This is a genomic window from Neorhizobium sp. P12A (assembly GCF_008365395.1).
Classification (GTDB): Bacteria; Pseudomonadota; Alphaproteobacteria; order Rhizobiales; family Rhizobiaceae; genus Rhizobium.
Map to the genome: position 1 here is coordinate 62436 of NZ_QOVX01000019.1, position 24712 is coordinate 87147.

The following is a 24712-nucleotide window of genomic DNA, read 5'->3' on the forward strand; positions in this document are numbered from 1 at the left end:
AGGAGACGCAATGCCTATCATCACGACAAAAGACGGCCGGAACATAAACTCTGAGCATGTCGCGCAATACACGACACTTCGAAGCGGTAGCGTAAAATTTCTGCTGTCGACCGGCGGCGAGTATATCGCCGAGCCGTACGCAGAAGACATCTCCGAGTTTTTCATCCCGGTGATCCCCGCGAACCCCGGCTTTGTGGCCGTGTTCGCAGAGCGCTGGAACGATGGTCGTTTCTACTACAGGGAGCGGTCAGTCATTGCCTGGCGCTTATGTCCTGCTGGGGCTTATCCAGTTTTTGAAGGCTATAGCGGCGATGGCGACGACTACGCCGTAATCATCGATCCGGCTGGCGGGGTCTTCGATTCTGACCACAACCTGTATTCCACGCTTGATGATTGGAAGCGCGAATACGAAGCGGAGGCAAATCAGCGCGAGTCCGCCTCTTCTGATGTCGCCTTGAGCAAGGCCGCCTGATGATGCCGGTCATCAAATCAATAGTGGCGGTCGATAGACCGCCATCTTCGCCATCCGCCGGAAGGACGATCGCACGATTCGCTGTGCAGTTAGGCGACATCAGGATCAACGGGCTGATGCTGCGGGAATACCCCGATGGAACCCGACGAACAATATCGGGCAATATTGGCGGTCACCATGCAGTGACTTTCCGACCGGAAATGGCAGCCAAGATTACCGCCGCAGCTTCGATTGCACTTCAAGGAGGCCAGATTGCCCAAAATTCCAGCCGTCAAACTTCCTGAGCCCAATGCGTCTTTCGACGAGCCGGCGATTCGTGAGCACGTTGCAATGATCCACGGTCTTGCCGCCGGCATTGATGGTTTGCTCGTCGTTGCAGCCTACTACGCCGACCCGCTCGGCAACAGTGACGTGCCAGGCGCCGTCAGCCACCATCGCGTCGGCGATATAGATGGCATGGTTGAGGCCATCATGGCGCACGCGTCGACGCCCAACGCGAATGTCTTCACCGGCCTGCAGGTGATGCGCAAGGGCTTAAGCCGGGGCTCGCGCGGCACTGCAAATGACATTGTCGCTGTCCTCGGTCTCGTCGTTGACCTTGATGCCGACACAGGCAGGGCCGGGGACATGCCGATTGAACCCAACCTTGTTCTCGAGACATCGCCGGGCAATTTCCAGCCATTTATTCTGTTCGATCGCGCGCTCGCTCCTGCCGAAGCAAAGCCACTGGCGGCGTCACTCAAGCGCGCGACCGGCAGTGATCATGGAACCGCCGACATCTGTCACATTTGGCGCGTGCCGGGCACCAGGAACTGGCCTAATCGCAAGAAGATCGAGCGTGGCCGGTCGGGGCAACCCGTCGCAGTTGTCATCGACCTTCCGTGGGACGGTTCGTGCACACCGGTCGGTGACATTGAGGCTGCACTCGCTGGCTGGCCGGAACCGATCGCCGATGGCCGCGCCTTCGAATTGGGCGAGGCGGTGCAGATCGACAATCTCACGCTGTCCGAAACAGCTGCGGCCATGTTGGGTGCGGACGATGTTGGCGATCGATCGGCTCATGCAGCTCGCGTAGTCGAGCAGCTCGCGTTCGAGGGTTTGACTGCAGAACAGGCTTTCGCTGTGTTCTCCTCTGCTGGAGGTGACTGGTTCAGGCGTTATGACGTCAAGGATGCCCGATCTGATTTCGAGCGGTCCTGGCGAAAGTTTGGATTGCCGCACGTTGAGGCAAGGGAGGCAGGATCCGAGATCGCCGCGGCTTTCGTCGCGCGACACTCCGCCAAGGAATCCCCTGTCGCGGCGAACGACAACGTGCCGCCGCACATCGCCCCCACGCGCATTCCTGTGCCTCCGGAAATGCACCCTGATCCGTTTACGCCAGAGGCGGCTGGTGGCCTGCTATCCGATGTGGCGAGGTGGATCACGAAGACGGCCATTATACCGGTGAGTGAGTTATCGCTTACGTCAGCGCTAGCGCTGCTCGGCGGCATGTTCGGGGATCGTGCACTGGGGCCGACGCGAAGCGGTCTGAACCTATTCCTGACAACCGTGATGGGAGTAGCGAGCGGCAAGGGCCACGCGCCGAAATCGATCATCTCCCTGGCATCGAGCGCGGGCAAGCCTGGCGCGGTCACGAACGGGGATCCGACCAGCTATGCTGCGATCGAACGCATGCTGCGCAAAAACAAGTCGACGGTCGTGGTCATGGACGAATTCGGCGTGACGCTCCAAAGCATCAACTCGAAACGCACAGACGCCGCGGCAGCCTCAATCCGTAAGTTCTTGCTGGCGATCTACGACCAAGCCGATTCCACCTTTCACGGCCGGCAGTACGCCTCAGGCGAGACAAAGAAGGACGACAGCCCTATCGAAGGCCCGGCACTGACCGTCCTGGGAATGACGACGCCCGGCACGTTCTATGCCGGGCTTTCCGACGCATCTCTCAATGATGGGTTTCTCAGCCGCTTCGTGTTCATTGAGGGTACCGGCCCGAGCGAGGTAATCCCGCCGTCACTCAACCGCAAATCCGAGATGCCAAGCGCGCTCGTCGCATCATTGAAGGAGGCGTCCGCAGCGTTTCCAACGCCAACCGGCTTCATGGCGAAGAAGTTCATGATCCCTTTTGACGGCGGGGAGGGTGGTGATGCCTATCGGCTCTGGTCTGACGTGTTCCGGTGGCAGCACAATGGCGCCTGGGATGAACGGCAGCATCACATAAACGGGCGCGCCGCCGAAAACACAGTACGGCTTGCAACCATCAGGGCAGTCAGTCGCAACCCGGCTGACCCGGTGGTGACGGTGGATGACGTCGCATGGGGTTGGGCCATCATCTATCGCTCAGTCCAGATCGTCACCGAAGGCGTAGACCGACATATGTCTGGATCCGCCGGCGAGGCGCTGCGGAAGGCGATCGTTCGCGCGTTGGAAGGTGCAAAGGAGCAGACGTTGCCCTGGAGTTTCCTTCTCCAGCGTGAAGGGGTGAGCGCCGCTGAGGCGGATGACGTATCGAAGGCACTTCAGTGGCTGATAGATACCGAGAGGGTTGTCAGCCTTTCCAAGCAGGCAAAGCCAGGCGCCAGGGGGCGCTTCCAACTTGTGGCGGCGTAACAACTTTGGCCCCAACTTGTGACGAGGTGAGTGGCGAACTTGTGAAGTTTGGAAGAACTTTGAATGGGTTCACAACAAAGAGGCAAGGGGAAAGATTAATGAAAACAAATGGGTATATAATAGTTATAACTATTTTCTTCTTACTTGTGAACTTGTGACGACTCCTCTTCTCCCTGTCTTTTCGTCCATTCCTACTGTCTGCCTAGTAGGTTTAACAAGTTCACAACTTTCAAAAACGAAAGGAGGAACCACGCATGAGCCCACGCATTAGATCTGCCGAGGAGTCCGCGCGCGGCGATAGGGAGGCTACCAAGACGGCGGCCTACACAGCGGTGGCGGACAGCACCGCGCCACGCGATCCCCATCGGCGAGCCGAGCATTATCGGGGACACCTGATCGATGCCCACAGGACCATCGAGACCCTGCAGAACCGCATCAAAGATGTCGAGGCCGAGCGCGAAGCGGTGAAACGCGACCGGGAATACAAGTTGTCTCTCTGCGTCACCAGGACAGCAGCCGAAGAAGCAAGGCGCCTGGCTGCGGCAGGCATGCGTGAGCGAGCTGCGACGCTCATGGAAGGCGAGCACGGTGAGCCAACCGAGCGCAGCGAAGCAATCCGCGCAATTCCCGACATCAAGCCGAAATGGAGTTGAAACACATGATAGGAGCAAGAATGGCGACGAGCATTGTCCATGGTGGCGCAAAACCGGAACACACGGATATAGAGCGCGCCGAGGCTCGGAAGACAGCGAGATCAGCAACTAGGCTTGCGGAGAAGGCCATGCGTCCGCAACGGAAGCGCATTGAGGCGCGTCAAGCGATCGGCGATCCCACGTGCGCCGCGAACGACAGCGAAGCCTTCCCACTGATGACGGTTCTTCGCCGGGATGAACTTTCCCGATATGCCGAGCTGGTGTTGGCATATAGGGGCCTGGTGGCCTTGGCTGAAGCAGAACCGCTCAAGGGCCTGGATTATGGCTCCGGCAAAGATCTGCCTTTGGTGACCAGAAGCACACTTCGCGATGGCGTTGAGGAAATTGACGAAGCAGCGGGTGTGGAATGGGTGGATGGCGCCGTGCCCGGCGGCGAAATCGTCTATCGGTCCGAAATCAAGCGGAGCAAGGCGGCGCAGCCGCTGCCGCCAAAGCGGTCTGTTCCAACCAATCCCGAGACAGGGCAGGGCGTTCGAACGGCTGGCTTCCATGTCAAATTCACGGATGCGACATTGATCGAGCACATCGACGCGAAACCCGTGCTTGCTGCATTGCGCGGTGCGCTCGGCCCGCTGCTCGACCCGTTCGAGGATGCGGTGCTTGGTGGCCGCACATTTTCGCAGATCGGCCGCGGCGACAAGTTCGAAACGAAGCCGGATATCGCCGGCAAGGCACTTGTCTTCAGAGGGCTCGCTGCTGTGGACGGAGCGTGGGAAGAGATACGCATTCGGCAAGCCAGGTTCGATGCCATGGCTCGCTCAGTGGCATAGTGGGTACCGTCAATGCCCCCGAAGTTGGCGATGGTTGAAGAGGCGGCTACGAAAGTGGCCGCCCAGCTTTCGGCGCCGATACCATACAAGGCGACCGGCCCGGCTCCCGCCGGGTAACTATCCCCAATCCCTGGCGCTATTCTCCTCCTCTGGCGACGGGCGATCGTGCGGCCGCTCCACTGCTATCGCGGTGTTGAGCGGCCGCTTTTGCTTTCTCCGCAAGGAAATCACCCATGTTCACGAAGATCATCGCCTGGCTCAAGAGCCAGTTCACCAAAGGGAAATCCGAAATGACCGAAGTTGTTCAGGCCGTAGAGACGGCTGTTGAGGCCATTGTTCCTGCTGTCGAGCAGGTGGTCGCACCCGCGCCTGCCGTCGTCGATGCATTCGAAGACGCAGCTGCCAAGATCAAGGCCGTCTATGACAAGCTCGGCATCGACGTCCATGCATGGGATCAGGTGAAGGCGCTCGCCAAGGCGCTGTGACCGACCGCCGTAGCGAAGAGGCGGCGCAGTATCGTCGCCTCTATAATGGTAAGCGCTGGAAGGCGCTGCGAGCATGGCAGCTTGCGCGTGAGCCGCTCTGCCGCTTCTGCCTGATCACTGAAGAAGTGACTGAGGCAACGGTCGTTGACCACATTCGCAAGCACAACGGTCAACTGGACCTGTTCTATGCGGTCGATAACCTGCAGTCATTGTGCAAGCATCACCATGACAGCGCCAAGCAGATGATCGATCACGGTCACAAGGTGGTGACTTACGGGGTCGATGGATACCCGATCGAGTTAAACTAATGCTCGAAAATAATCGAATAAATCTTTGATTTTTCAACATTTACCTGTTGACATGATGCGCCCCAATGTGGTATCATCGAAGGTTGACCGGAGGGGTGGGTCAAATCTTCGGTAGGGTGCTAACGATGTACCGGCGGCCCCCCACAACAATAACGCTAACACAGATTTTCCTATGAGGATGAGCCGATGGCGAAGCGCAAGGCGCGCATTGACAGCGCGGCGGAAGCCGTGCGCGTCATGGCCAAGGCTGCCACCGAGATAGAACCGCCGAGCAACGTTCCGCTCGATGCAGAAGACATTCCGTTCTTTCAAAACGTGATCGCCGAATACGCGCGGTCGGAGTGGTCGGCCCATCAGCTAGAGCTTGCGGCAATGCTGGCCCGCACGATGGCCGACCTCACACGAGAGCAGCGACTCCTGCGCGAAGAAGGCGGCGTGGCTTATTCAGAAAAAGGCACGCCCGTTGCCAACCCACGAAAAAGCATCGTCCAGATGCACGCGGGATCAATTCTGTCATTCCGCCGATCGCTGTCGCTCCACGCGCGTGCGCAAGCGGGCGAGGCGAGGGACGTCGCGAAGCGTCGTGAGGCTGCCAAGGATATCGAGGGCGACAATCCTCTAGAGGACGATCTCCTGGCGCGGCCGGGCTAGCATCGGAAGCGCATGGCCAAGAAGCAGCTGACCCGCGGGGAGCGGGTGATTGCATTTATTCAGCGATACTGCCTAGTCCCAGAAGGGACGCTTCTCGGCAAGCCGGTGCGCCTGCTGCCATTCCAGCAAAAGTTCATCCTTGATGTCTACGACAATCCGGCCGGCACGTCGCGCGCCTATCTGTCGATCGCACGCAAGAACGGCAAGACCGGCCTGATTGCCTGCCTCTTGCTGGCTCACATTGTCGGCCCCGAGGCATATCAGAACGGCCGTATAGTTTCAGGCGCACGGTCTCGCAAGCAGGCAGCCGAGGTGTTCAACTACGCCTCGAAGATGGCGCTTATGTCGCCAGAGCTAAAGCGGCTCGTGCGCATCGTGCCTTCGTCCAAAATGATTATTGGACTGGCCAAGAACGTTGAATACCAGGCGAGTTCGGCCGAGGCGAAGAGCGCGCACGGCGGCTCGCCCATTCTCGCCATTCTGGACGAGGTCGGCCAGATCAAGGGGCCGACGGACGATTTCGTCGAGGCAATAGAAACATCGCAGGGCGCCTATGAGGGCAAGGCGATGCTCTTTGCTATCTCGACGCAGGCTGCCACCGACAACGATTTGTTTTCGCGCTGGATCGACGACGCCGAGACGTCGAAGGATCCGCGTATTGTCAGCCACATCTACACGGCACCGGCTGACTGTGAGCTCGACGATCGTGCCGCATGGGCAGCAGCAAATCCGGCGCTCGGCGTGTTTCGCTCGATCAAGGACGTTGAGGACTTCTCGCTCCTCGCCAGCCGCATGCCAACCAAGGAATCCAGTTTTCGCTGGCTCTTCCTGAATCAGCGCATCGATGCATCGGCGCCATTCGTGTCGCCGGCTGTCTGGCGCGCATGTGACGGGGCGGTGGTTGAGACGTTCGAAGGCCTGCCGGTTTTTGGCGGGCTCGACCTTTCAGAAGTGTCTGACTTGACGTCTCTGGTGCTCATGGCGCCGAAGGACGGCATATGGCACGTGAAGCCCACGTTCTGGCTGCCTGGCGATGCATTGCGCGAGAAGGCTAAGGCCGACCGCGTGCCCTACGATGTCTGGCACGACAACGGGTCGCTGGAAACGACGCCAGGACCGACGGTCGACTACGAGTTCGTTGCGGCTCATCTGCGCGGCCTGTTCGATAAGCTCGATATCCGCAAGATCGCTTTCGATCGCTGGAATTGGCGGCACTTGAAGCCATGGCTTCAGAATGTCGGGTTCACTGACGAGCAATTGGACGGCGATGCAGCTGTTTTTGAACCGTTCGGGCAGGGCTACGCTTCGATGTCGCCAGCCTTGCGAGATCTTGAGAGCATCCTGCTCAACAAGAAGCTGGCTCACGGCGGCCATCCTGTCCTGACCATGTGCATGATGAATGCGACGGTGCGGCCTGATCCGTCGGGCAATCGCAAACTCGACAAGCAACGGTCACGCGGCCGTATCGATGGCGCCGTTGCGCTCTCTATGGCGACGGCGATGGCTGGCACCTACGAGGGTGCAAACGAAGAGACTTCTTTCTGGGAAGTCCTAGACCCGGCGACGGACTACTCCGCGCCACCGGCGCAGCAAGCCGCATAGCCCATCGGGCAATACAAAAAAACAAGGAATGCCCATGGGTATCATCGATAGGCTGCTCGGCCGGAAGGACGAGCAGAAGTCTGTTACGTTTGACCCCGTTTGGTTCGATTTCTTCGGCTCGCGCGTCTCAAAGGCGGGTGTTCCCGTAAATTGGGAGCGCGCTCTCGACGTTTCTACCGTGTTTGCCTGCATTCGCGTGATTGCGGAAGGCGTTGCGCAGGTTCCTCTGCGGGTTATGCGCGAGTTGCCAGATGGCAAGGGTAGCGTTCCGGCGACGGATCACCCGCTCTACAAGGTGCTGAACAGCAAGCCGAACCGCTGGCAGACGTCTTTCGCTATGCGAGAGACGATGATTTTTCATCTAGCGCTGACTGGCAACGCGTTTTTCTACAAGAATATCGTCCGTAATCAGGTCAAGGAACTCATTCCAATCGACCCTGGCTGCGTGACCATCACGCGCAACAACGACTATTCGCTCGCATATACAGTGACCGGCATTAACGGGCAGTCGATGGACTTCCCGCAATCGCTGATCTGGCATATCCGCGGCCCGTCATGGGACACCTGGCGCGGCATGGACGCGGTCCACCGTGCTCGTGAAGCAATCGGGCTCACGATCGCGACAGAAAACACGCAAGCCGAGATGCACGCCAATGGCATGCAGACTTCGGGTGTGTATTCGACAGACGCGAAGATCGATCCAGAGAAATACAAGCAGATTCAGGCTTGGATTGCGGCGCAGATCGGCGGTTCGAACCGTCACAAGCCGTTTGTGATCGATTCCGGCTTCAAATGGACGCCTCAGTCCATGACCGGCGTCGACGCGCAGCACCTCGAGACGCGAAAATTCCAGATAGAGGAAATTTGCAGGTCACTACGCGTTTTGCCGCCCATGGTTGGGCATTCCGGCCAAGCGATGACGTTTGCTAGCGCCGAGCAGATATTCCTGGCGCACGTCGTTCATACGCTGATGCCGTGGGTGGTTCGTATCGAGCAATCTGCCGACAACGATCTGCTCGATGGCGACGAGGATGCTGAGTTTTTCGCAAAATTCTCGATGAATTCTCTGCTCCGAGGCGCAGCTGCTGACCGCGCAAACTTCTATTCCAAGGCGCTCGGCGCCGGCGGCTCGCCAGCATGGATGACGCAGGATGAGGTTCGCGCCGAAGAAGACCTGAACGCCGAGGGTGGCGAGGCCAGCAAGTTGCCGAAACCGACCAATGTTGCGGGCGCAAAGCCTCCTACGCCGCCACCAGACGGCAAGCAGGACCAAAATACATGACGAAAAAGACAGATCTTGGTGCCATTGAGCGCCTTGGGTTCGTGCTCGGCGAAGTGAAGCTGAATGCGATCAGTGGCGACGATGGCGACATGACATTCTCAGGGTACGGCGCCGTCTTTGGCAACGCCGACTCGTATGACGATGTCATTTTGAAAGGCGCCTTCAAGGATACGCTGGCCAAGGCGAAGAATTCCGGCGTTTGGCCGGCAATGCTGTCTCAACATGGCAGTTTTGGCACGGAAATGACGCCGATCGGCGTCTGGACAGAGATGCGCGAGGACGATGTCGGCCTTTACGTTGAAGGCAAGCTGGCGCCTACTGAACGTGGTAAAGAGGCCTATCAGCTGCTCAAAATGACGCCGAGACCGGCGATTGGTGGTCTTTCTATCGGCTTTAAGGCGGTCGATTGGTCCATGCGGTCGGCTCCTGACGAGCCGCGGCGCACGTTGAAGGCTGTTGATCTCGTCGAGGTTTCGCTCGTGACGTTTCCGGCCAACCCGAAATCACGTGTTACCAGCGTGAAATCAGAATTCAACCCGCGAGAAATCGAGGATAGCCTGCGCGAAGCCGGCTTGTCGCGGGCAGACAGCGTGAAAGCTGTTGCGGTCCTCAAAAGCGTGCTGCTTCGCGACGAAGCAGAGCAGGACACGACTCCTCGTGATGAGGATGAAGTGGCCAAGAAGAGCGACGCCGAGCTTAACCAGCTGGCGGAGCGCATCAAAGCGCTGACCGCGTAGCCGTTCGGCTGCTTGCGGCACGCTCTCACCACACCACCACATCACTGGAGACTATCATGACGGAAAAAACTGCCGTTGAGCAGGTCATGTCGGCCTTTGAAGAATTCAAGGCCGCAAACGACAATCGCCTCAAGGAAATCGAGAAGAAGGGCGTTGCTGACGTGGTTCTGACCGAGAAGGTCGACCGCATCAACACGGCCATGGACAAGTTCGAGGAAGCCAACAAGAAGGCCACCGCCGAACTCCTCGAGACCAAGAAGGCGCTCGATGACGAAAAGAAGCACGTCGACGACCTGGAAGAGAAGCTCAACCGCCTGTCGCTCGCCGGCTCTGCTGATCCGGCCAAGCGCGCGGAAGAGCTGAAGTCCAAGGTCAACCTCTGGGCTCGTGCCGTCGTCAACGCGCACACCATCGGCATCCCGAACCTTCCTGCCGACCAGCAGAAGGCCCTCGCTGACGTTGCCGCGGAAATCAAGGCGCTGTCGCTCGGCAATGACACGACTGGCGGCTACCTGGCTCCTCCGGAATATGTCCGCGAAATCATCAAGACCGTGACGGAAATCTCTCCGGCCCGCGCTCTTGCCCGCGTTCGCTCGACGGCAGCCAAGTCCATCCAGCTTCCGAAGCGCACCGGCCAGTTTGCCGCGCAGTGGGTCGCTGAGCAGGGCAACAAGTCCGAAACCGACGGCCTGCGCTACGGCCTGTGGGAAATCCCGACCCACGAGCTCTTCGCGCTGATCGATATCTCGAACCAGAACCTCGAAGACTCCGCATTCGACCTCGGAGCGGAGATTTCGTCTGAGGCCACCGAGCAGTTCGAAGTTTCCGAAGGTGCCGCATTCGTTTCGGGCAACGGTGTCGGTAAGCCAGAAGGCTTCCTCGTCGCTGCCAACGTTGGCGGCGCTAATTCAGGTTCGGCGGCAACGATCGCCGACGCTGATGGCCAGGCAGACGGCCTGCTCAAGCTGAAGTACAGCCTGAAGACGGCCTACACGCGCAACGCTTCGTGGGCGCTGAACCGCACTACGCTCGGTTCCGTTCGCCGCTTGAAGGATGGCCAGAAAAACTACATCTGGATGCCCGGCATTGCCCTCGGCCGCCCGAATACCATTGACGGCGACCCCTACGTCGAGGTTCCGGATATGCCGAACGAAGGTGCCGGCACCACGCCGGTTGCATATGGCGACTTCAACAAGGCTTACACACTGGTTGACCGCATCGCCATGGAAATGCTCCGCGATCCCTACACGCAGGCAACGAGCGGCAACATCCGCTTCATCTTCCGCCGCCGTCTCGGTGGTCAGGTAGTCCTGCCGGAAGCGATCAAGAAGCTGACCTGCTCGGTCTAAGCCAACAGCGGGCGGCCTTGTGCCGCCCATTTCCAGCTTGAAAAGGAGATAGCCTGATGGCTTCCAGAGATATTCATAACAAGCTGCATTTCGTGCCGCTTATCCCGCCGGTCGCCGCGCGCACCGACAACACTGCAATCGTTTCCTCGATCATCGACACGGCAGGCTTTGAGTCTATCGAGTTCGTCCTGGTCACCGGCACCAATACCGACACCAACGCCACGTTCGCCGTGACGGTGGACGAAGGTGATGCCTCGGATCTGACCGGCTCCAATGCCGTTGCTGCAAATCAGCTGATCGGCACGACCACGCTCGCTGGCTTCACCTTCGCCGATGACAACGAATGCCGAAAGATCGGCTACGTTGGCGGCAAGCGCTACGTTCGCCTGACCGTCACGCCGTCTGGCAACGATTCCGGCAACATCTTCGTGGCTGGCGTCGCCGTTCTCGGCAATGCCCGCAGCGCGCCGACGGCTAACCCGCCGCAATGATGCATCGAGTTGTGAAGCCGTTCCCTTGTTCGTGGGATGGCTTCACGCTCGTTGACCTGAATGAGGGCGACGAGCGTGATTTCGGCGGTTTGGCCGACGGTCTTGTTGCCGAAGGCTGGATTGAGCCCATTGAGGTGGCGACTACCGGCGATGGCGACGGCGAGCAGACGGTTATCGACCTGCCAACCATCAAAGTGCGTCCTCAGAGGAAATAGCTATGAATTTGCGCCTTGTGACGCCGGCGACGGACACGATTGTATCGCTGGACGAAGCCAAGGCGCATCTACGCGTCTTCCACGATGACGACGACAGCTACATCGAGGCATTGGCCGCCGCGGCACAGGATTGGCTGACAGGCGAGAACAACTGGCTTGGCCGCAGCGTGGTAGAGCAGGGCTGGGAACTGACGCTAGATCGGTTTCCATGGCATGGATATTGCGAGCCGTGGCCGCACATGCGTCGACACGGCGACTACCATCCCAATGCGCTGCACTTGCCAAAGCCACCCCTTAAAGAGGTGACAGGGCTATTTTACACGCCGGCGAATGGCGGCGCAGAGGTCGAAATCACCGATTTCCGCACCATCGGCACTGCTGACACCAACGGTGCATATCTCTTGCCTGCCAAAAAGCAGCCATGGCCGATGACTGATTGCGAGCCTGGATCCGTGCGCGTCGAATTCACGGCGGGCTATGCTGATCTGCCGCCTTCAATAAAGCATGCCGCGCTCCTGATGATCGGCCATTGGTACGAGAATCGTGAAGCCGCAACCACAGACATGAAGGGGCTGGCCAACTTGCCGTTGGCAGTTGACGCGCTTCTGGCGCCCTACAGAAGCTGGCCGCACTGACGGCAGAAGGATAATTCATGACCGACATAGTCATTACAAACACGGCTGTCGTGCCGAGCACCAACGCCGTTATCGACCAGGGCTTCGCCGGCGAGACGATCGCGGCCGGTAAGGTGGTGTTTCTGAACACCACGACCAATCGCTGGATGCTCACCGACAACAACGGCACCGGCACGCGCTCGGCCAAGGGCATCGCGCTCAACGGCGCCTCTGCCGGCCAGCCTGTCACCGTTCAGAAGGGCGGCGACATCAATCTCGGCGCCGTCCTGACGGCAGGCGTCGCATATTACGCATCTGGAACGCCGGGCGGCATTTGTCCCGTAGCGGACCTTGTGACCGGCATGGATCCGATCCTGATTGGCGTCGCCAAGTCGACTTCGATACTGACGATCTCGATTCAGGATCCAGGCGTCACTCTCTAGTGTGGGTTAAATTCCTGCAGGAATTCTGCTGGGTCGCCACGCCGGCTACGAACATCGTGTTCAAGCCAGACGGCGGCCCGCTCAAGGACGGTCGCCACTCGGTGACAAGGCGATGCGCCGAGGCGGCGGGCGATAAGGCCGTGCCGTGCGCGCGGCCCGCTGAACTGAAGCCTACGCCGATAGGGAGGCGCTGATGGTCGTGACCAAACCCGGCGCCGGCCGGATGCGCGAGAAACTGCTGTTTCAGGTGCGCTCCACCGAGGACGATGGCTACGGCAATCCGCAGTCTGGCGACTGGGCGACGGTTTTTGCATCAGCGGCCGAGATCATCCCGCTCAAAGGCGGCGAGCCAGTGCTTGCGGCCCGCCTGACGGGCGTTCAGCCGTATATCATCCGCATTCGCAGCAGCGCCGCGGCGAGGGGCATGACAACAGCCTGGCGGGCGATCGATGCCCGCAATCAGAACCAGATTTTCAATATTCGGTCAGTAGCGAACACCGATCAGAAGAACGCGTGGCTCGATATCATGGCGGAAGATGGGGTGGCTACCTGATGGCGCTCAAAGCAACCGTTGTCGGCCGTGCGGCGCTGATGGAAAAGCTTAATGCGGTCGCGCCGGCCGCCACGAAATACGCGAACGAAGTGAAGTTGCAGATCGCCGAAGAAGCGGCCGAGAAGATGCGGGCCGCCGCACCTCGAGGCGCAACCCTGGAATACGCGGAGAGCATTGAGGGCGACTTTCTGAAGGCTCATGCGGGCGCGAAACAGGTCGGTGTCAGCCAGACGAAAGACCCTGACGCTGCCGGCATTTTCGCATCGTTCATTTGGCGCTTCTTGGAGTTCGGCACTGCGCCGCACAACACCGCCAAGGGCGGTGGGACCGCGCTAGGCAAGGCAACGCATGCCGGTGGCGAGGGCTTTCAACATCCCGGCACCAAGGCGCAACCGCACATCTTTACCACCTGGCGAGCCATGCGCAAAAGCGCAAAACAACGAATTCAAGCGGCCGTCCGCAAGGGCGCGCGCGAAGCGATGAAGAAATAGCCCATGGCCAGCGCAGATCTTGAATTGCAAGGCGCGATGCTCGCTGCCCTGAAGGCTGACGCGACTCTTTCATCTTTGGTTGCTGGGCGCATCTATGACCAGCCGCCAGAACCAGTGACGTACCCATACGTCACGATCGGCGAGGCTCAATTTGTCCGCGATGACGCGACCTGCATATCCGGCGGTCAGGTTTTTCTGACACTTCATGCTTGGTCGCGCGCAGTAGGCTTTCCGGAAGTGAAGCGGATTGCCGATGCAGTTGTCGAATGCCTTCATTTGGCGGCGCTGGCGCTGCCTACGAACAGACTGATTTCCATAAATCACCGTCAGAATCGCGTCTTTCGCGATGACGATGGTCTGACATCGCACGCGGTCATAGAGCTCGTTGCGTACGTCGAAAAGCCGATTAGCTGACCAAGCCGCGGCTCCCACCACATCACCATCTGGAGACATCAATGGCAGCAAATGGCCAGCAGAGCGGGCGTCAGCTCCTCATCAAGATCGGCGACGGCGGTTCGCCCGAGAATTTCAACAACCTTTGTGGGTTGACGACCACGACATTCAACATGTCGGCAAATGATGTCGATACCACCATCCCTGACTGCCTCAATCCTGGCAACACGCCACAGAAGACGTCGGACCTCGGCATTCTGAACCGCACGTTTACCGGACAGGGCAAGTTTGTGAAATCGGCGAACTCGACCGCATTCCTGAACCACGTCATGAACGGCGAGCAGTTCAATGCGCAGGTTATCGTCCCCGGCCTCGGCACGTTCGCCGGCCTTTGGGGTGTGACTTCGTTCGAATTCGGCGGCGAAATGGAAGGCACGATGACCTTCAACGGCACTTGGACTGCCGGCGGCCCGCTTACATTCACTCCGGAGGCGTAATTTATGTCGCAAGAAGTCAACGGAGCGCGTGGCGAAGTCGCGCTCCGCGCCGGCGGCCAGGATCTTGTGATTGCCGCCACTATGAAGGGACTTTCGGCCGTTTCGACGCAGCTGCAGTGCAAGTCGCTCGCCGACCTGTTCGTGCGGCTTACTGGCACTGAGGTGGCGGCGACCGAGGCTGCGATCGCGCATCTAACCGTGCGCGGTGACGCAGTAGCGGCTTTGGCAAAGCTCAAGCTGAAGGACTTCAAGGCCTGCTCAGAGGCATTCGCTGCTGCTCTCGCGCATCACTTCGATGGTGATGAGGGAAACGCCGAGGCCGCCGACCAGGCGGCGAAGTAGATACGGCACCGTTTCCGTGGCGACGCTGGATGCGAACCGCATTCGGTGCCCTCGGATGGAAGCCGCAAGACTTCTGGAACTGCACGCTGACGGAATATTTCGAGGCGATAGAAGGCTTCAATGAGGCCAACGGCGCAGGAGAGAAGTCTGGGGCGCCGACGGACGAAGAGCTTGAGGCGCTGGTGGCGAAGTATGGTTAGTTTGATGCGCAGTTATCTATGCGTAGCGATAGCAGGCCGTCAGAATCGAGCGTCCGCGGCTTACCGCCCTCGTTGCGCCACTTCTTCTCTTCCTTAAATGTAGCGCACTCTTGCTGGTCGGCTAAAGTCGCCTGTTGTTGCGCTACGTTTCGCTGCGCCTGCCAATCCAATGCTGCCGATGTCGCATACCATCCGCCACTAGCGATAACAACGCCACACGCGCACGCGACAAGCGCCTTCAACCAACCGTCCATACCAGCACCTACGAGCCCGCCACCACGCGGGCTTTTCCATTTTAGGATGAATTTATATGGCTGATCAAGATGACCTGATTATTTCGATCAGCACCGACCTGACTTCTGTGAAGCGCCAGCTTAACAAGCTGGTAGGCGATGTTGGCTCGGCTTCAGATCAGATTTCCCGCAAGTTCAGCACTACAGGTCAGGGAATCGATAAGTCGATGACGACCGCGCTACAGGCGCGCATCAACGACGTAGTCGGGATCGGCCAGCAAGGCGTCAAGGAATGGAACGGCGCGCTTGCCGACCAAGGTAAGCAGCTGGAGCAGCTGCGCGCGAAATACAATCCGCTCTATGCGGCGATTACGCAGTACAAGGCCGCTGTCGCCGAGATCAAGACGGCCAATGGCATAGGCGCCATTTCTGCCGATGAGATGACCACGGCCATCCAGAGGCAGCGGCAGGCCGCCCTTGCTAGCATTGACGCTATCAAGAAGCGCAACGCCGCAGTAGTCGACACGCCAGCGGCGAAAGCGGGTAGCAACCATTTCCAGACGGCGAATATTGCCGCGCAGTTTCAGGATATCGCGGTGCAGTCCGCGCTCGGACAAAGCCCGCTGCAAATTGCACTTGAGCAAGGCACGCAGCTTTCCTCTGCCTTCGGTGAATCTGGCGCCGCCGGCGCAGTCAAGGCGCTCGGTGCCGGATTCCTGTCGCTTGTCAGTCCGGTTTCGCTGGTCACCATTGGTCTAGTTGCCGGCACTGCCGCGCTGATCGAGTACGTTTCCAACAGTAAGAGCAAGATTCCGGATGTCGACGACATTCTGAAGGCCCATCAAGCCAATATTGAAAAGCTCGGGCCGGCCTACAAAGAGGTGCTCGACCAGCAGCAGAAGTACGTGCGCGACAGCCAGGGGCTGGCGAATTTGCGTGCGCAGGGGACGGCAAATGACGCCACGAAGCGTCAGATTGCCGACGCAAGCGCCGGCTATGAAGCGATTATGCGCGTCATCGCGCAATACAAGATCGCTGTCGCTGAGGCGGCGCAGTCTGACCCTGGCATTGTCAATCGATATGACTTTGCGCCAGCGCAGAAGGCGATTGACGCCCTCGGTGCGTCCATCAAGTCTGGTGTTCCGCAAGTGCGGGAATTCCAAGAAGCGGTCAACGGCCTGAAGCAGTCAGGCGCAATCAGTGATGCCGTCGCGCTTCAGCTTCTTAACCTGACAAAAGCCGGCCTAGATACAAGCGACAGCCTTAGCAAAATCAGCCCGACGATCAATGCGCTCGCCGCCTCGTTTCAGACGGCGTCTGATCAGCTGGGCAATCTGCCGTTTGGTGACATGCGCACCAAGCTTGAGCAGCTCGTTTCGGAATTTCAGTCTGGGAAGACCAACGCCGCCGATTTCACCGCGCAGGCGCAGGTACTTGAGCAATCCTACCCGACCTATAGCGGGTGGATTCAGAGCCTTGCCAACATCATCACGCAGCTGGAGCAGGCTAGAGATACCGCCAAAGATCTGAATTCCTACGTCAACGTCGGAACCGATCTACAGAAGGGCGGCCGCAATGCCGCTATGGATGCCCTCAAGGCTCGCATGGCGACAATCGGCCAGGATGAGAACTTTTTCATTCGTTCAGGCGGCGGCAATGACCTTGCCGACAAGCTGAAGTCGCAGGCGAAGACCTACGAAAGTGACCATAAGGTCAAAAAAACGCCAGACGTCAAAAAGACAGCCGACGACCGCATCAATGAAGACATTCAGGCTATCCGCGACCGCTCGGCCGCGCTCCAGCAGGAAATCGGTCTCGTCGGTCTCTCTTACGAGGAGCAGACGAAGCGGCGCACTGAACTAGATCTTGAGCAGAAGGCGCTGAAGGATCTCCGTGAGGAGGCCCGCAAGAAAGGCCAAACTGATCTTGATGCAATTAAGCTTTCGCCCGAGCGCATAGCGCAGATTCAGAGCGAATCCGCAGCATATGCAGCACAAGCCGATGCACTTCGAAAGGTTCAGGAGAGCCACGAAAAGGCGCAAGAGGCGGCGAGCGAGTTCTACGATACGTTCAAGTCTGACACGATCGACGCGCTGACCGGTGCGAAAAGCCTGAGCGACGCGCTTGGTGACATCGCCAAGAAGCTCGGCGACATGCTGCTGAACGAGGCGTTCGACAGCCTATTCAAGCCGGCCACCGACACCTCGTCCGGCGGTCAGTTCGGTGGCATCTTTTCGTCTATCGGCAAGTGGATCACCAGCGGCTTCGATGCGGGTGGCTATACCGGACTTGGCGGGAAATTCCAGCCAGCCGGCGTGGTGCACAAGGGCGAATACGTCATCCCTAAGGAGATGGTCGACAAGATCGGCCTCAAGGGCATCCAGGCTATGCTTGGAAGCTATTCCGCCGGCGGCCTAGTCGGCGGCCCGCGCATGCCTTCCATCATGCCGCGCGCCGCGAACGACAACGCCGCAATCACCTACGCTCCGGTCATAGACGCCCGAGGCGCTGACGCTGCGGCGGTGGCCCGCATCCAAGAGACGTTGGCCCGCGACAAGGCGGAGTTCGCCTCAAAGGTCGTGACGACCATGCGCGTGGCGCAGAAGACCAGAAACTGGAAGGGCTAAATGGCAATCACGTTTCCGGTTGATATTCTGTCGACCTTCCCCGGTTGGTCGACAGACTTCGATTTCAACTATCGCCAGGAGCAGAGCACGACTGCCAACGGCGCGGTGATCGCAAAGGATCTCGGCTCGCCACTCTGGAAGGCGACGTTTCAATCACGGAGCCTGCGCGTCAATGAGCTCGACTACTGGCGGGCTCGATTGAAGGCTCTCGAAAACGGCCTACAGACCTTTGTCGGCTGGCCTACCAGCCGGGCGTTCCCGATCGCGTACCCGAATGGGTCGTGGCCGACGGGCGGCGCATTCGCTGGCTCTGGACAGGTCAACAGCCTCACAAGCAAGTCGCTGTCACTGAAGGCCGTGCCGCCCGGGTATGTCGTCAGCATCGGCGATTACATCCAAGTCGGCAATGACCTCTATCAGGCGCTCGAAACGGCGACGGCAAATGGCAGCGGCGTGACAGGCGCATTCGAGGTTCGGACCTACGTGTGGCCTTCAACGGTCATCAACGCCGCGGCCAAGCTCATCAAGCCTTCCTGTCCCATGCGGCTGCTGCCAGGAACGCTCAGTTCTACGGCAAGCCTGCCTGACGGGCGAGGGGCCATCACCTTCCAGGCTATCGAGGCTCGTTAAGTAGAAGCGTTGCACTTCACCTGAACGAAATATGCGCGAGCCGGGGTGCCTATTCCGTATGTTCCGGTGTTCACCACAGTCTCACCAATAACTGATCCATTTGGGCACTGATCTTTCAGCAACAGCAGCGCTGTTTTCTTACGCTGATCAAGATCGTCTGGGTTGTAGCCAATATCGCGTCTATTCAGGATTTTGACGGTGTAATCGTATGGCTTTCCGGTTTCTGGCGTTACCGCCAGTTCGCCAGCGCTTTCCATGGCTCGCATACCTGTTTGCGTTTCCGCGCATGACGATAGCCCTGCTGCAACTATGAAAACAATAAACTTCCGCATGCAACCCCCGCCTGTTTTTTGTAGAATACGCACAAGGATGCTCGATGCGCAATATATCTGCTGAGAACTACGCTGCGCTTCAAGCGCGGCGGCTGGTGGCGCGCGACTTCCTCTGGCTGGTTGTCCGCACGCTCGATACAGGCCTGCCATTCGGCTATGGCTTCTGGTCTGACGTCGGCAACGTCAGCGCGCAGGTGCTCAATCCAGATACCGGCGCCGCGGAGTCGCGCAACTTCGAGGGCAGCGGCTCGCTCATCCAGATCAGCGATATTCCGCTCGTCGCCAACCTGACGGTGCAGAATACCACCATCAGCATGTCGCAGATCGACGAAGGCGTGGCCAACATTGTTCGCGGCTACGACCTGAAACAGGCTCGCGTCGAAATCTACCGCGGCATGTTCGATCCGGATACGCGGCAGATGGTGGCACCAGCTTTCAGCCGCTTCATTGGCTTCGTCGACAACGTCGTGATCACCACGCCAAAGGAAGGCGAGGAGGGCTCTGTCGAACTCACATGCGCGTCCCATACGCAGGAAGTGACGCGGAGCAACCCCGACACACGCTCGCAGGATAGTCAGGTTCTGCGTTCGGCCACCGACAATTTCTTTCAGGACACGACAACAGTCGGCGACTGGGAATTCTTCTGGGGCCGCAACGCCGGCAAGGTCGAAACTGCATCTGCGCAGCGCATATCCGTCTCAATCAGAGCGGCAAATCGATGATCCGGCCGGCTGTATTGGCGGACAAGATGCGCGTACTGACAATGGCAAAAGCCTTTCACGCCGCATCAGGTTTGCCGTTTCAGTTCTCGGCGCCCCATGCTGACGCTTTGTTTCGCTCCTCATTGACCGATCCAGACCGCGCCTGCCTTGTCTACGACGTCAGTGGCATTGCACGCGGCGTTCTCGCTGCGCAGGCGGGCGCACATCAGTTTGCGGCTATCAAGGTTGCCTCGGAAATCATGTGGTGGATCGATCCCAACAATCGCGGCTCGGTGGCCCTTAAAATGCTCGCCGCCTATGAGGATTGGGCGCGCGATAGAGGATGCGCGTTCGCCGCCATGGTCGGTCTTGGCTCGGATCCAGCCGTCGGAGCGCTTTACGAGCGCCGCGGCTATCAGCCGGCAGAGCGGCACTTCATGAAGTCTCTCTAGGCGCCTCGCGCCTCAGGCCGCCAACGAGCGGCCTTTCCCATTTCAGGATACATCGATGGCGTTTTTTACCACCGCAATTGTGGCGGGATGGCTCGGGGTTGCCGAGTCGTCCTTCCTGGCGTCCGTCTCCGCATTTGCGCTGAACGCAGCCGTTGGCGTTGGCCTCTCGCTGGCTGCACAGGAACTGACAAAGCCGAAGTCGACGGCGCAGGCAATAAACGGCGTCAACGGCACTCTTCAGGCCGGCGGAGATATCGCCCGTTCATTCATTCTGGGTCGCCGCGTCACGGCCGGTTCGCTCGCCTATGCGAACACATGGGGTGAGGCCGGCAAGACGCCGAACGCCTACTTCACGCAGGTCATCGCGCTTTCGGATATTCCGATCAACACGATTTCTGCTGTCTGGGTCAACGGCTCGCCAGTCACCATCGACACGAGCAATACCGTCTATGGCGATTGGGGCTTTCCGGTTGTCGAGTATGCCGACGGCTCCAACAACAACATGTGGATCAAGTTCTACGACGGCACGCAGACCGTCGCGGATCCATTCCTCGTTGGCACTGTCTCGAGCGCGGATCGTCCGTATGAGGCAACGCGCGTCGGCGTGGGTGTCGCGTACGCTGTCGTCACGTCTCAGGCGAACGACGAGCTGTTTACCGGCTTCCCGACGTTCCGCTTCGAAGTGCAGGGCGCACGGCTTTATGACGTCTCGAAAGACAGCACCGCAGGCGGTTCCGGATCGCATCGCTGGTCCGACCCGTCTACGTGGGGCGGTGACGGCGACGATCTGCCTGTAGTTCAGGCTTACAACCTCCTGCGCGGCATCACCTACAACGGCGCATGGCTCTATGGCCTGCAAAGCCTGACCGGAAATCGCCTTCCGGCCTCAGACTGGATTGCCCAGATCAACAAGTGCCGCGCCGGCATAGACGGGCCTGCGGGGATCGAGCCGACATATCTGACTGGCATAGAGGTCTCCGTCAACGCCGAGATCGGCACGAGCATCGAAAGCCTTCTGACTGGCTGCCAGGGTCGAATGATCGAGACCGGCGGCATCTACAAGATGCGTGTCGGCGATCCTGGCGCGTCGGTATTCGCTTTTGGTGATGGCGACATCATCTCGACCGAAGAGCAGACCTTCACGCCGTTCTTCGGTCTGTCGGATACGGTCAATGGTATCTCGGCGACGTATCCAGAGCCGAACGAGGCGTGGAATACCAAGACCGCTCCGCCGCTATACAACACGACCTTTGAGAATCAGGACGGCTCGCGCCGGCTGATGTCGAACGTCGACATGAACATGGTCTACCGCGCATCGCAGGTGCAGCGGATCATGCTTTCAGCACTACGTGAGGCGCGCCGAGCACGGCGCCTGACTTTCGTGCTTCCTCCTTCGGCATGGGTTCTTGAGCCGGGTGACGTTGTCACGTTCACATCGAATCGCAACGGCTTCGTATTGAAGCTATTCCGCGTTGATGGTGTGGCAGATCACGCGAATCTCGACGTTACGCTCGATCTGACTGAAGTCGACCCGACCGATTACGATTGGGACCAAGAGCACGACTATACGCCTCCTGTTTTTGCGCCGCTCGGGCCGGTTAAGCCGCCAGCGCAGCCGATGTACGGGTGGCAGGTTGAACCGGCCGTTCTGACAGACAGCGACGGCCAGCCTTGGCGACCGACGATTAAAGTCAGCTGCGACCCGACGCAAAAAGACGTCCGTAACGTCTGGGTGCAGGTTCGCTTGGCGGCCACAGCGGATGTCGTTTTCGACAGCCAACAGACGCCGTATGCCGAGCCGTTTGCGTGGCTACTCAACGCCAATTTCAAAGGCGGCACGGATTACGAGGCGCGTGGCAGGTTCATTCCTTTTTCTGGCAGAGCCACGGATTGGAGTGATTGGCTACCGGTGACCACGCCGGATGTTGCGACCGATGATCTGATCGTCGATTTGCAGCACGTCAAATCTGACATCCTGAACCGCTTCAAGGAATTGCAGGCGGATCTTGACGATACGCGGACGCTGCTGGAGCAACTGACAACCGGCAAGCAGATGACCGATGTCGTGTTCTCGCAGGACGGCCGCAAACTCACATCGCAGCTTGACCAGGCATCGGCGACATTCAGCGAGCAGATCGCAACTGTTGTCGACGAAGTTTCGGCTGTTGCCGAGCAAACCACGCTCGTTTCGGCAGACCTCAACGACCGGTTCGCCGAAGGACTTATCGAGTTTCGAGCCGCAGCAGATCAGACTGGTGTTGACGCACGATTCTCTGTCGTGCTTCGGGCTGGCTCTTCTTCGGCCTTCGTCGAGAGCGGCATGTTCCTTGAAATCTACACGCAAGGCGGCGTGCAGAAGTCACGGTTCTCGGTTTTGGCTGACCAATTTACCGTTCTCAATCCAGATGCGATCGGCACAGCCTATCTACCGCTGGTCTTCGAAGGCGGCGTGCTGAAATTGCAGAACGTCAAGGTGGAATGGGCCGACATCGTCAATGCGTTGATCACCTCGGCGCAAATTCAGGACGCGGCAATCACTTCTGCGAAGATTGGAAATCTACAAGTAGGCGTTTCCAACTTGGATTTCGACGTAGTGACGACTCAGGTCAACCAGAGCTACAGCGGCTCATCCGTAGCAGCTATCGGTACCGTTTCCGTCCCGAACCCGAACCCGAACCCGTGCTTTATCTATTTCGATCTTTCGCTGCAAAGCAACTTCGGCGGAAGTACAGGTTCGGCCACACTGCAACTTGTGAACATAGGCACGGGCGCTGTACTTGCGAGCAGGTCAATCAGCGGTACCGGTATTCAATCCGGTTCCTGGAGCAACGTTGTTGCGTTCGATTTCAGACCGGGTGCACCGACGACAAACCAGTATCAATGGCAATTGGGCGGCGCCACTGGTTTCACAAACATAACCGTAAGAGCGGTTTACATTCTCAATAAGCGCTAGGAACCCCCTGTAATGACGACACCTTACACGACTGGCCAGGTCATCCTGACCAACGGCAGCGCCGTGGTGACTGGCGTACTTACCGCTTGGGCTACGGCGCTGATTGCCGGCGGCGTCATCTATCCAGAGGCCGATGGCAACCCATTGCCGATCGCAAGCGTTGATGGCGATCTCGCAATCACTGCCGCCACCAAGTGGAAGGGCGCCACAGGCACCTATAACTACGCCCTTGTTCGCGACACCGCCTACCTGCAACAGGTCTCGACGAACAGCAGCACGCTTGCTCAGCTGGTCGCTGAACTGGCGGCCGGCACGATTTTCAAATATGACGCCAGCGGCGATCTTGCCGGCAGGGCAACATATGACACGCGGCCGCAGAGCTTTGCCTATCTCGTTTCGGTCGGCGTGACGCAGCCGCAGCTTTACGTGAAGGGTTCGGCGACGTCAGGCGATTGGGATGGCCCGTTTTCGTATGGTGTCGGTCCAATGGGGCCAGCAACCTCGCTTAACTTCGGCGCCACTGTAACCGAGCCGTCAACCAACCCCGCAAGTGTCGTCGTTACCGGGTCCGGTCCTTACAATCTGACCTTCCACATTCCACGCGGAGCGGATGGCGATATCACCTGGCAAGGTGCATGGGCTACGGCTCACGCCTATTCCATCAATCAGGCCGTCACCAATGGCGGCGCATCATACGTCTGCAAGCTAAGCCATACGTCATCTTCGACGAACGCGCCGGGCACCGGCGCATCTTGGACAACCTTCTGGGATGTTTTGGCGGCAAAGGGCAACACTGGCGCGACCGGGCCGGCCGGCGCCATGGACCCTTCGGTCTATGACCCGCAGGGCAAAGCCGCTGATGCCTTCGCGCGCGCCAACCATACCGGCACGCAGGCACTGTCGACGATCACTGGCGTCAATAAATATGCCGTCAAGACCGGTAACTATACGGCAGTCATCGGGGACAACGACGCTGAACATCGCTTTACGGCTACCGCGACACTTACACTCACCTCGGCGGCGACCGTAGGCGCCGACTGGCACTACACGGTCACCGCCGACGGTGGCGATGTTACGATCGATCCGAGCGGAACGCAGACGATTAACGGGCAAGCGACGATTGTCGTCAAGAACGGTACCTCCTGCAAGATCATCTGCGACGGCTCGAACTTCTTCGCTGTCATGCGGACCGGCCTTTGGGATCCGGTCGGAGTCTTCACCTTAAGCGCAGCATCATCGTTTGTTCTTACCAACTTAGGAAATGCGAAGTTCCTACGCCTAACCGGCATGATTGACTCGATGTCGGCGGCTGGTTTGCTGACGATGCAGGTAAGTACGGACAATGGCACAACGTACGACACTGGCACGAATTATTATTCACAAGCATGGTCCGCAAGCAGCGCCAGCCTAGCGGCGGGCGTTTTGTCCGCTGCCGCTTCTTTCCCGCTATCCGGTCAAGGAAGTTCAGACGTATCGACGCCGGTCCCTTTTGAAGCGATCCTGTCAAACTTCAACAAAGCAGCTCGGTTGAACGGCTTTGTTAGAGCGTTCGTTGCTGCCGGTGGCGCG

Annotated in this window: 26 protein-coding genes and 2 pseudogenes; 27 read left to right on the forward strand and 1 reads right to left on the reverse strand. The window is 58.9% G+C overall.

The features are described 5' to 3' along the window. The first annotated feature begins 10 nt into the window (after positions 1-10). The 23 genes and pseudogenes from DTW90_RS30185 (at position 11) to DTW90_RS30295 (ending at position 18705) form a co-directional block, all read left to right on the forward strand. Entirely contained in the window at positions 11-472 is a 462-nt protein-coding gene (locus DTW90_RS30185) for a hypothetical protein (RefSeq protein WP_149343185.1), read from the forward strand. Between the two features lie 252 nt (positions 473-724). After that, a complete protein-coding gene (locus DTW90_RS30190) occupies positions 725-3079 on the forward strand; it encodes a DUF3987 domain-containing protein (RefSeq protein ID WP_246665112.1) in 2355 nt (784 codons plus the stop codon). Between the two features lie 254 nt (positions 3080-3333). Further along, positions 3334-3732 carry a hypothetical protein gene (locus DTW90_RS30195; RefSeq protein WP_149343187.1) on the forward strand — a complete coding sequence of 133 codons (399 nt, stop codon included), beginning with the start codon at positions 3334-3336 and terminating at the stop codon, positions 3730-3732. A gap of 128 nt (positions 3733-3860) precedes the next feature. Further along, positions 3861-4562, forward strand: coding sequence for a hypothetical protein (locus DTW90_RS30200; protein WP_149343189.1), 702 nt, complete (start codon positions 3861-3863; stop codon positions 4560-4562). Between the two features lie 233 nt (positions 4563-4795). Next, positions 4796-5047, forward strand: a complete 252-nt coding sequence (locus tag DTW90_RS30205) for a hypothetical protein (RefSeq protein ID WP_149343191.1) — start codon at positions 4796-4798, stop codon at positions 5045-5047. Next, entirely contained in the window at positions 5011-5355 is a 345-nt protein-coding gene (locus DTW90_RS30210; RefSeq protein WP_149343193.1) for an HNH endonuclease, read from the forward strand. Before DTW90_RS30205 ends, DTW90_RS30210 begins: the two co-directional genes overlap by 37 nt. Positions 5356-5541: 186 nt before the next feature. Continuing rightward, entirely contained in the window at positions 5542-6006 is a 465-nt protein-coding gene (locus tag DTW90_RS30215) for a terminase small subunit (RefSeq protein WP_149343195.1), read from the forward strand. 12 nt (positions 6007-6018) lie between these two features. Then, the gene (locus tag DTW90_RS30220; RefSeq protein WP_149343197.1) at positions 6019-7608 is read left to right on the forward strand and encodes a terminase TerL endonuclease subunit; all 1590 of its coding nucleotides are present in this window, start codon (positions 6019-6021) and stop codon (positions 7606-7608) included. Positions 7609-7642: 34 nt separating this feature from the next. After that, positions 7643-8890, forward strand: coding sequence for a phage portal protein (locus tag DTW90_RS30225; RefSeq protein WP_149343199.1), 1248 nt, complete (start codon positions 7643-7645; stop codon positions 8888-8890). Continuing rightward, on the forward strand, positions 8887-9627 hold the full coding sequence (locus tag DTW90_RS30230; protein ID WP_149343201.1) for an HK97 family phage prohead protease: 741 nt from the start codon (positions 8887-8889) through the stop codon (positions 9625-9627). The genes DTW90_RS30225 and DTW90_RS30230 overlap by 4 nt, the downstream gene beginning before the upstream one ends. Positions 9628-9683: 56 nt before the next feature. Then, positions 9684-10976 (forward strand): phage major capsid protein, encoded by a 1293-nt coding sequence (locus tag DTW90_RS30235; RefSeq protein ID WP_149343203.1) that lies wholly within the window; start codon positions 9684-9686, stop codon positions 10974-10976. Positions 10977-11032: 56 nt separating this feature from the next. After that, complete coding sequence (locus DTW90_RS30240) at positions 11033-11467, forward strand: hypothetical protein (RefSeq protein ID WP_149343205.1); 435 nt, start codon at positions 11033-11035, stop codon at positions 11465-11467. Then, positions 11464-11682, forward strand: a complete 219-nt coding sequence (locus DTW90_RS30245) for a hypothetical protein (RefSeq protein WP_149343207.1) — start codon at positions 11464-11466, stop codon at positions 11680-11682. Before DTW90_RS30240 ends, DTW90_RS30245 begins: the two co-directional genes overlap by 4 nt. 2 nt (positions 11683-11684) lie before the next feature. Beyond that, on the forward strand, positions 11685-12317 hold the full coding sequence (locus DTW90_RS30250) for a head-tail connector protein (protein WP_149343209.1): 633 nt from the start codon (positions 11685-11687) through the stop codon (positions 12315-12317). 17 nt (positions 12318-12334) lie between these two features. Further along, complete coding sequence (locus DTW90_RS30255; protein WP_149343211.1) at positions 12335-12739, forward strand: hypothetical protein; 405 nt, start codon at positions 12335-12337, stop codon at positions 12737-12739. A 193-nt stretch (positions 12740-12932) separates the two neighbouring features. Further along, positions 12933-13292: a head-tail adaptor protein gene (locus DTW90_RS30260; protein WP_149343213.1), complete on the forward strand. Its 360-nt coding sequence runs from the start codon at positions 12933-12935 to the stop codon at positions 13290-13292. After that, positions 13292-13783: an HK97 gp10 family phage protein gene (locus DTW90_RS30265; RefSeq protein ID WP_149343214.1), complete on the forward strand. Its 492-nt coding sequence runs from the start codon at positions 13292-13294 to the stop codon at positions 13781-13783. The genes DTW90_RS30260 and DTW90_RS30265 overlap by 1 nt, the downstream gene beginning before the upstream one ends. 3 nt (positions 13784-13786) lie before the next feature. Continuing rightward, complete coding sequence (locus tag DTW90_RS30270; RefSeq protein ID WP_149343216.1) at positions 13787-14197, forward strand: DUF3168 domain-containing protein; 411 nt, start codon at positions 13787-13789, stop codon at positions 14195-14197. Between the two features lie 41 nt (positions 14198-14238). Continuing rightward, complete coding sequence (locus tag DTW90_RS30275; RefSeq protein ID WP_149343218.1) at positions 14239-14673, forward strand: phage tail tube protein; 435 nt, start codon at positions 14239-14241, stop codon at positions 14671-14673. A gap of 3 nt (positions 14674-14676) precedes the next feature. Beyond that, positions 14677-15015 (forward strand): hypothetical protein, encoded by a 339-nt coding sequence (locus DTW90_RS30280; RefSeq protein WP_149343220.1) that lies wholly within the window; start codon positions 14677-14679, stop codon positions 15013-15015. A gap of 23 nt (positions 15016-15038) precedes the next feature. Next, positions 15039-15215: pseudogene (locus DTW90_RS30285) on the forward strand (phage tail assembly chaperone); the annotation flags it as partial. A gap of 310 nt (positions 15216-15525) precedes the next feature. Further along, on the forward strand, positions 15526-18075 hold the full coding sequence (locus DTW90_RS30290) for a phage tail length tape measure family protein (RefSeq protein WP_149343224.1): 2550 nt from the start codon (positions 15526-15528) through the stop codon (positions 18073-18075). Beyond that, positions 18076-18705 carry a hypothetical protein gene (locus tag DTW90_RS30295; protein ID WP_149343226.1) on the forward strand — a complete coding sequence of 210 codons (630 nt, stop codon included), beginning with the start codon at positions 18076-18078 and terminating at the stop codon, positions 18703-18705. Here DTW90_RS30295 and DTW90_RS30300 read toward each other — a convergent pair. Then, positions 18702-19037, reverse strand: coding sequence for a hypothetical protein (locus DTW90_RS30300; RefSeq protein ID WP_149343228.1), 336 nt, complete (start codon positions 19035-19037; stop codon positions 18702-18704). The two genes, DTW90_RS30295 and DTW90_RS30300, sit on opposite strands and share 4 nt — an antisense overlap. Before the next feature lie 44 nt (positions 19038-19081). On the opposite strand from DTW90_RS30300, the gene DTW90_RS30305 reads away from it, so the two are divergent. From DTW90_RS30305 to DTW90_RS37830, 4 genes and pseudogenes are all read left to right on the forward strand, one after another. Beyond that, a complete protein-coding gene (locus DTW90_RS30305) occupies positions 19082-19759 on the forward strand; it encodes a hypothetical protein (RefSeq protein ID WP_149343230.1) in 678 nt (225 codons plus the stop codon). Between the two features lie 26 nt (positions 19760-19785). Then, entirely contained in the window at positions 19786-20190 is a 405-nt protein-coding gene (locus tag DTW90_RS30310) for a GNAT family N-acetyltransferase (RefSeq protein WP_149343232.1), read from the forward strand. Positions 20191-20245: 55 nt separating this feature from the next. Continuing rightward, a complete protein-coding gene (locus DTW90_RS30315) occupies positions 20246-23143 on the forward strand; it encodes a phage tail protein (protein WP_149343234.1) in 2898 nt (965 codons plus the stop codon). Between the two features lie 924 nt (positions 23144-24067). Beyond that, positions 24068-24319: pseudogene (locus DTW90_RS37830) on the forward strand (hypothetical protein); the annotation flags it as partial. Positions 24320-24712 lie beyond the last annotated feature (393 nt).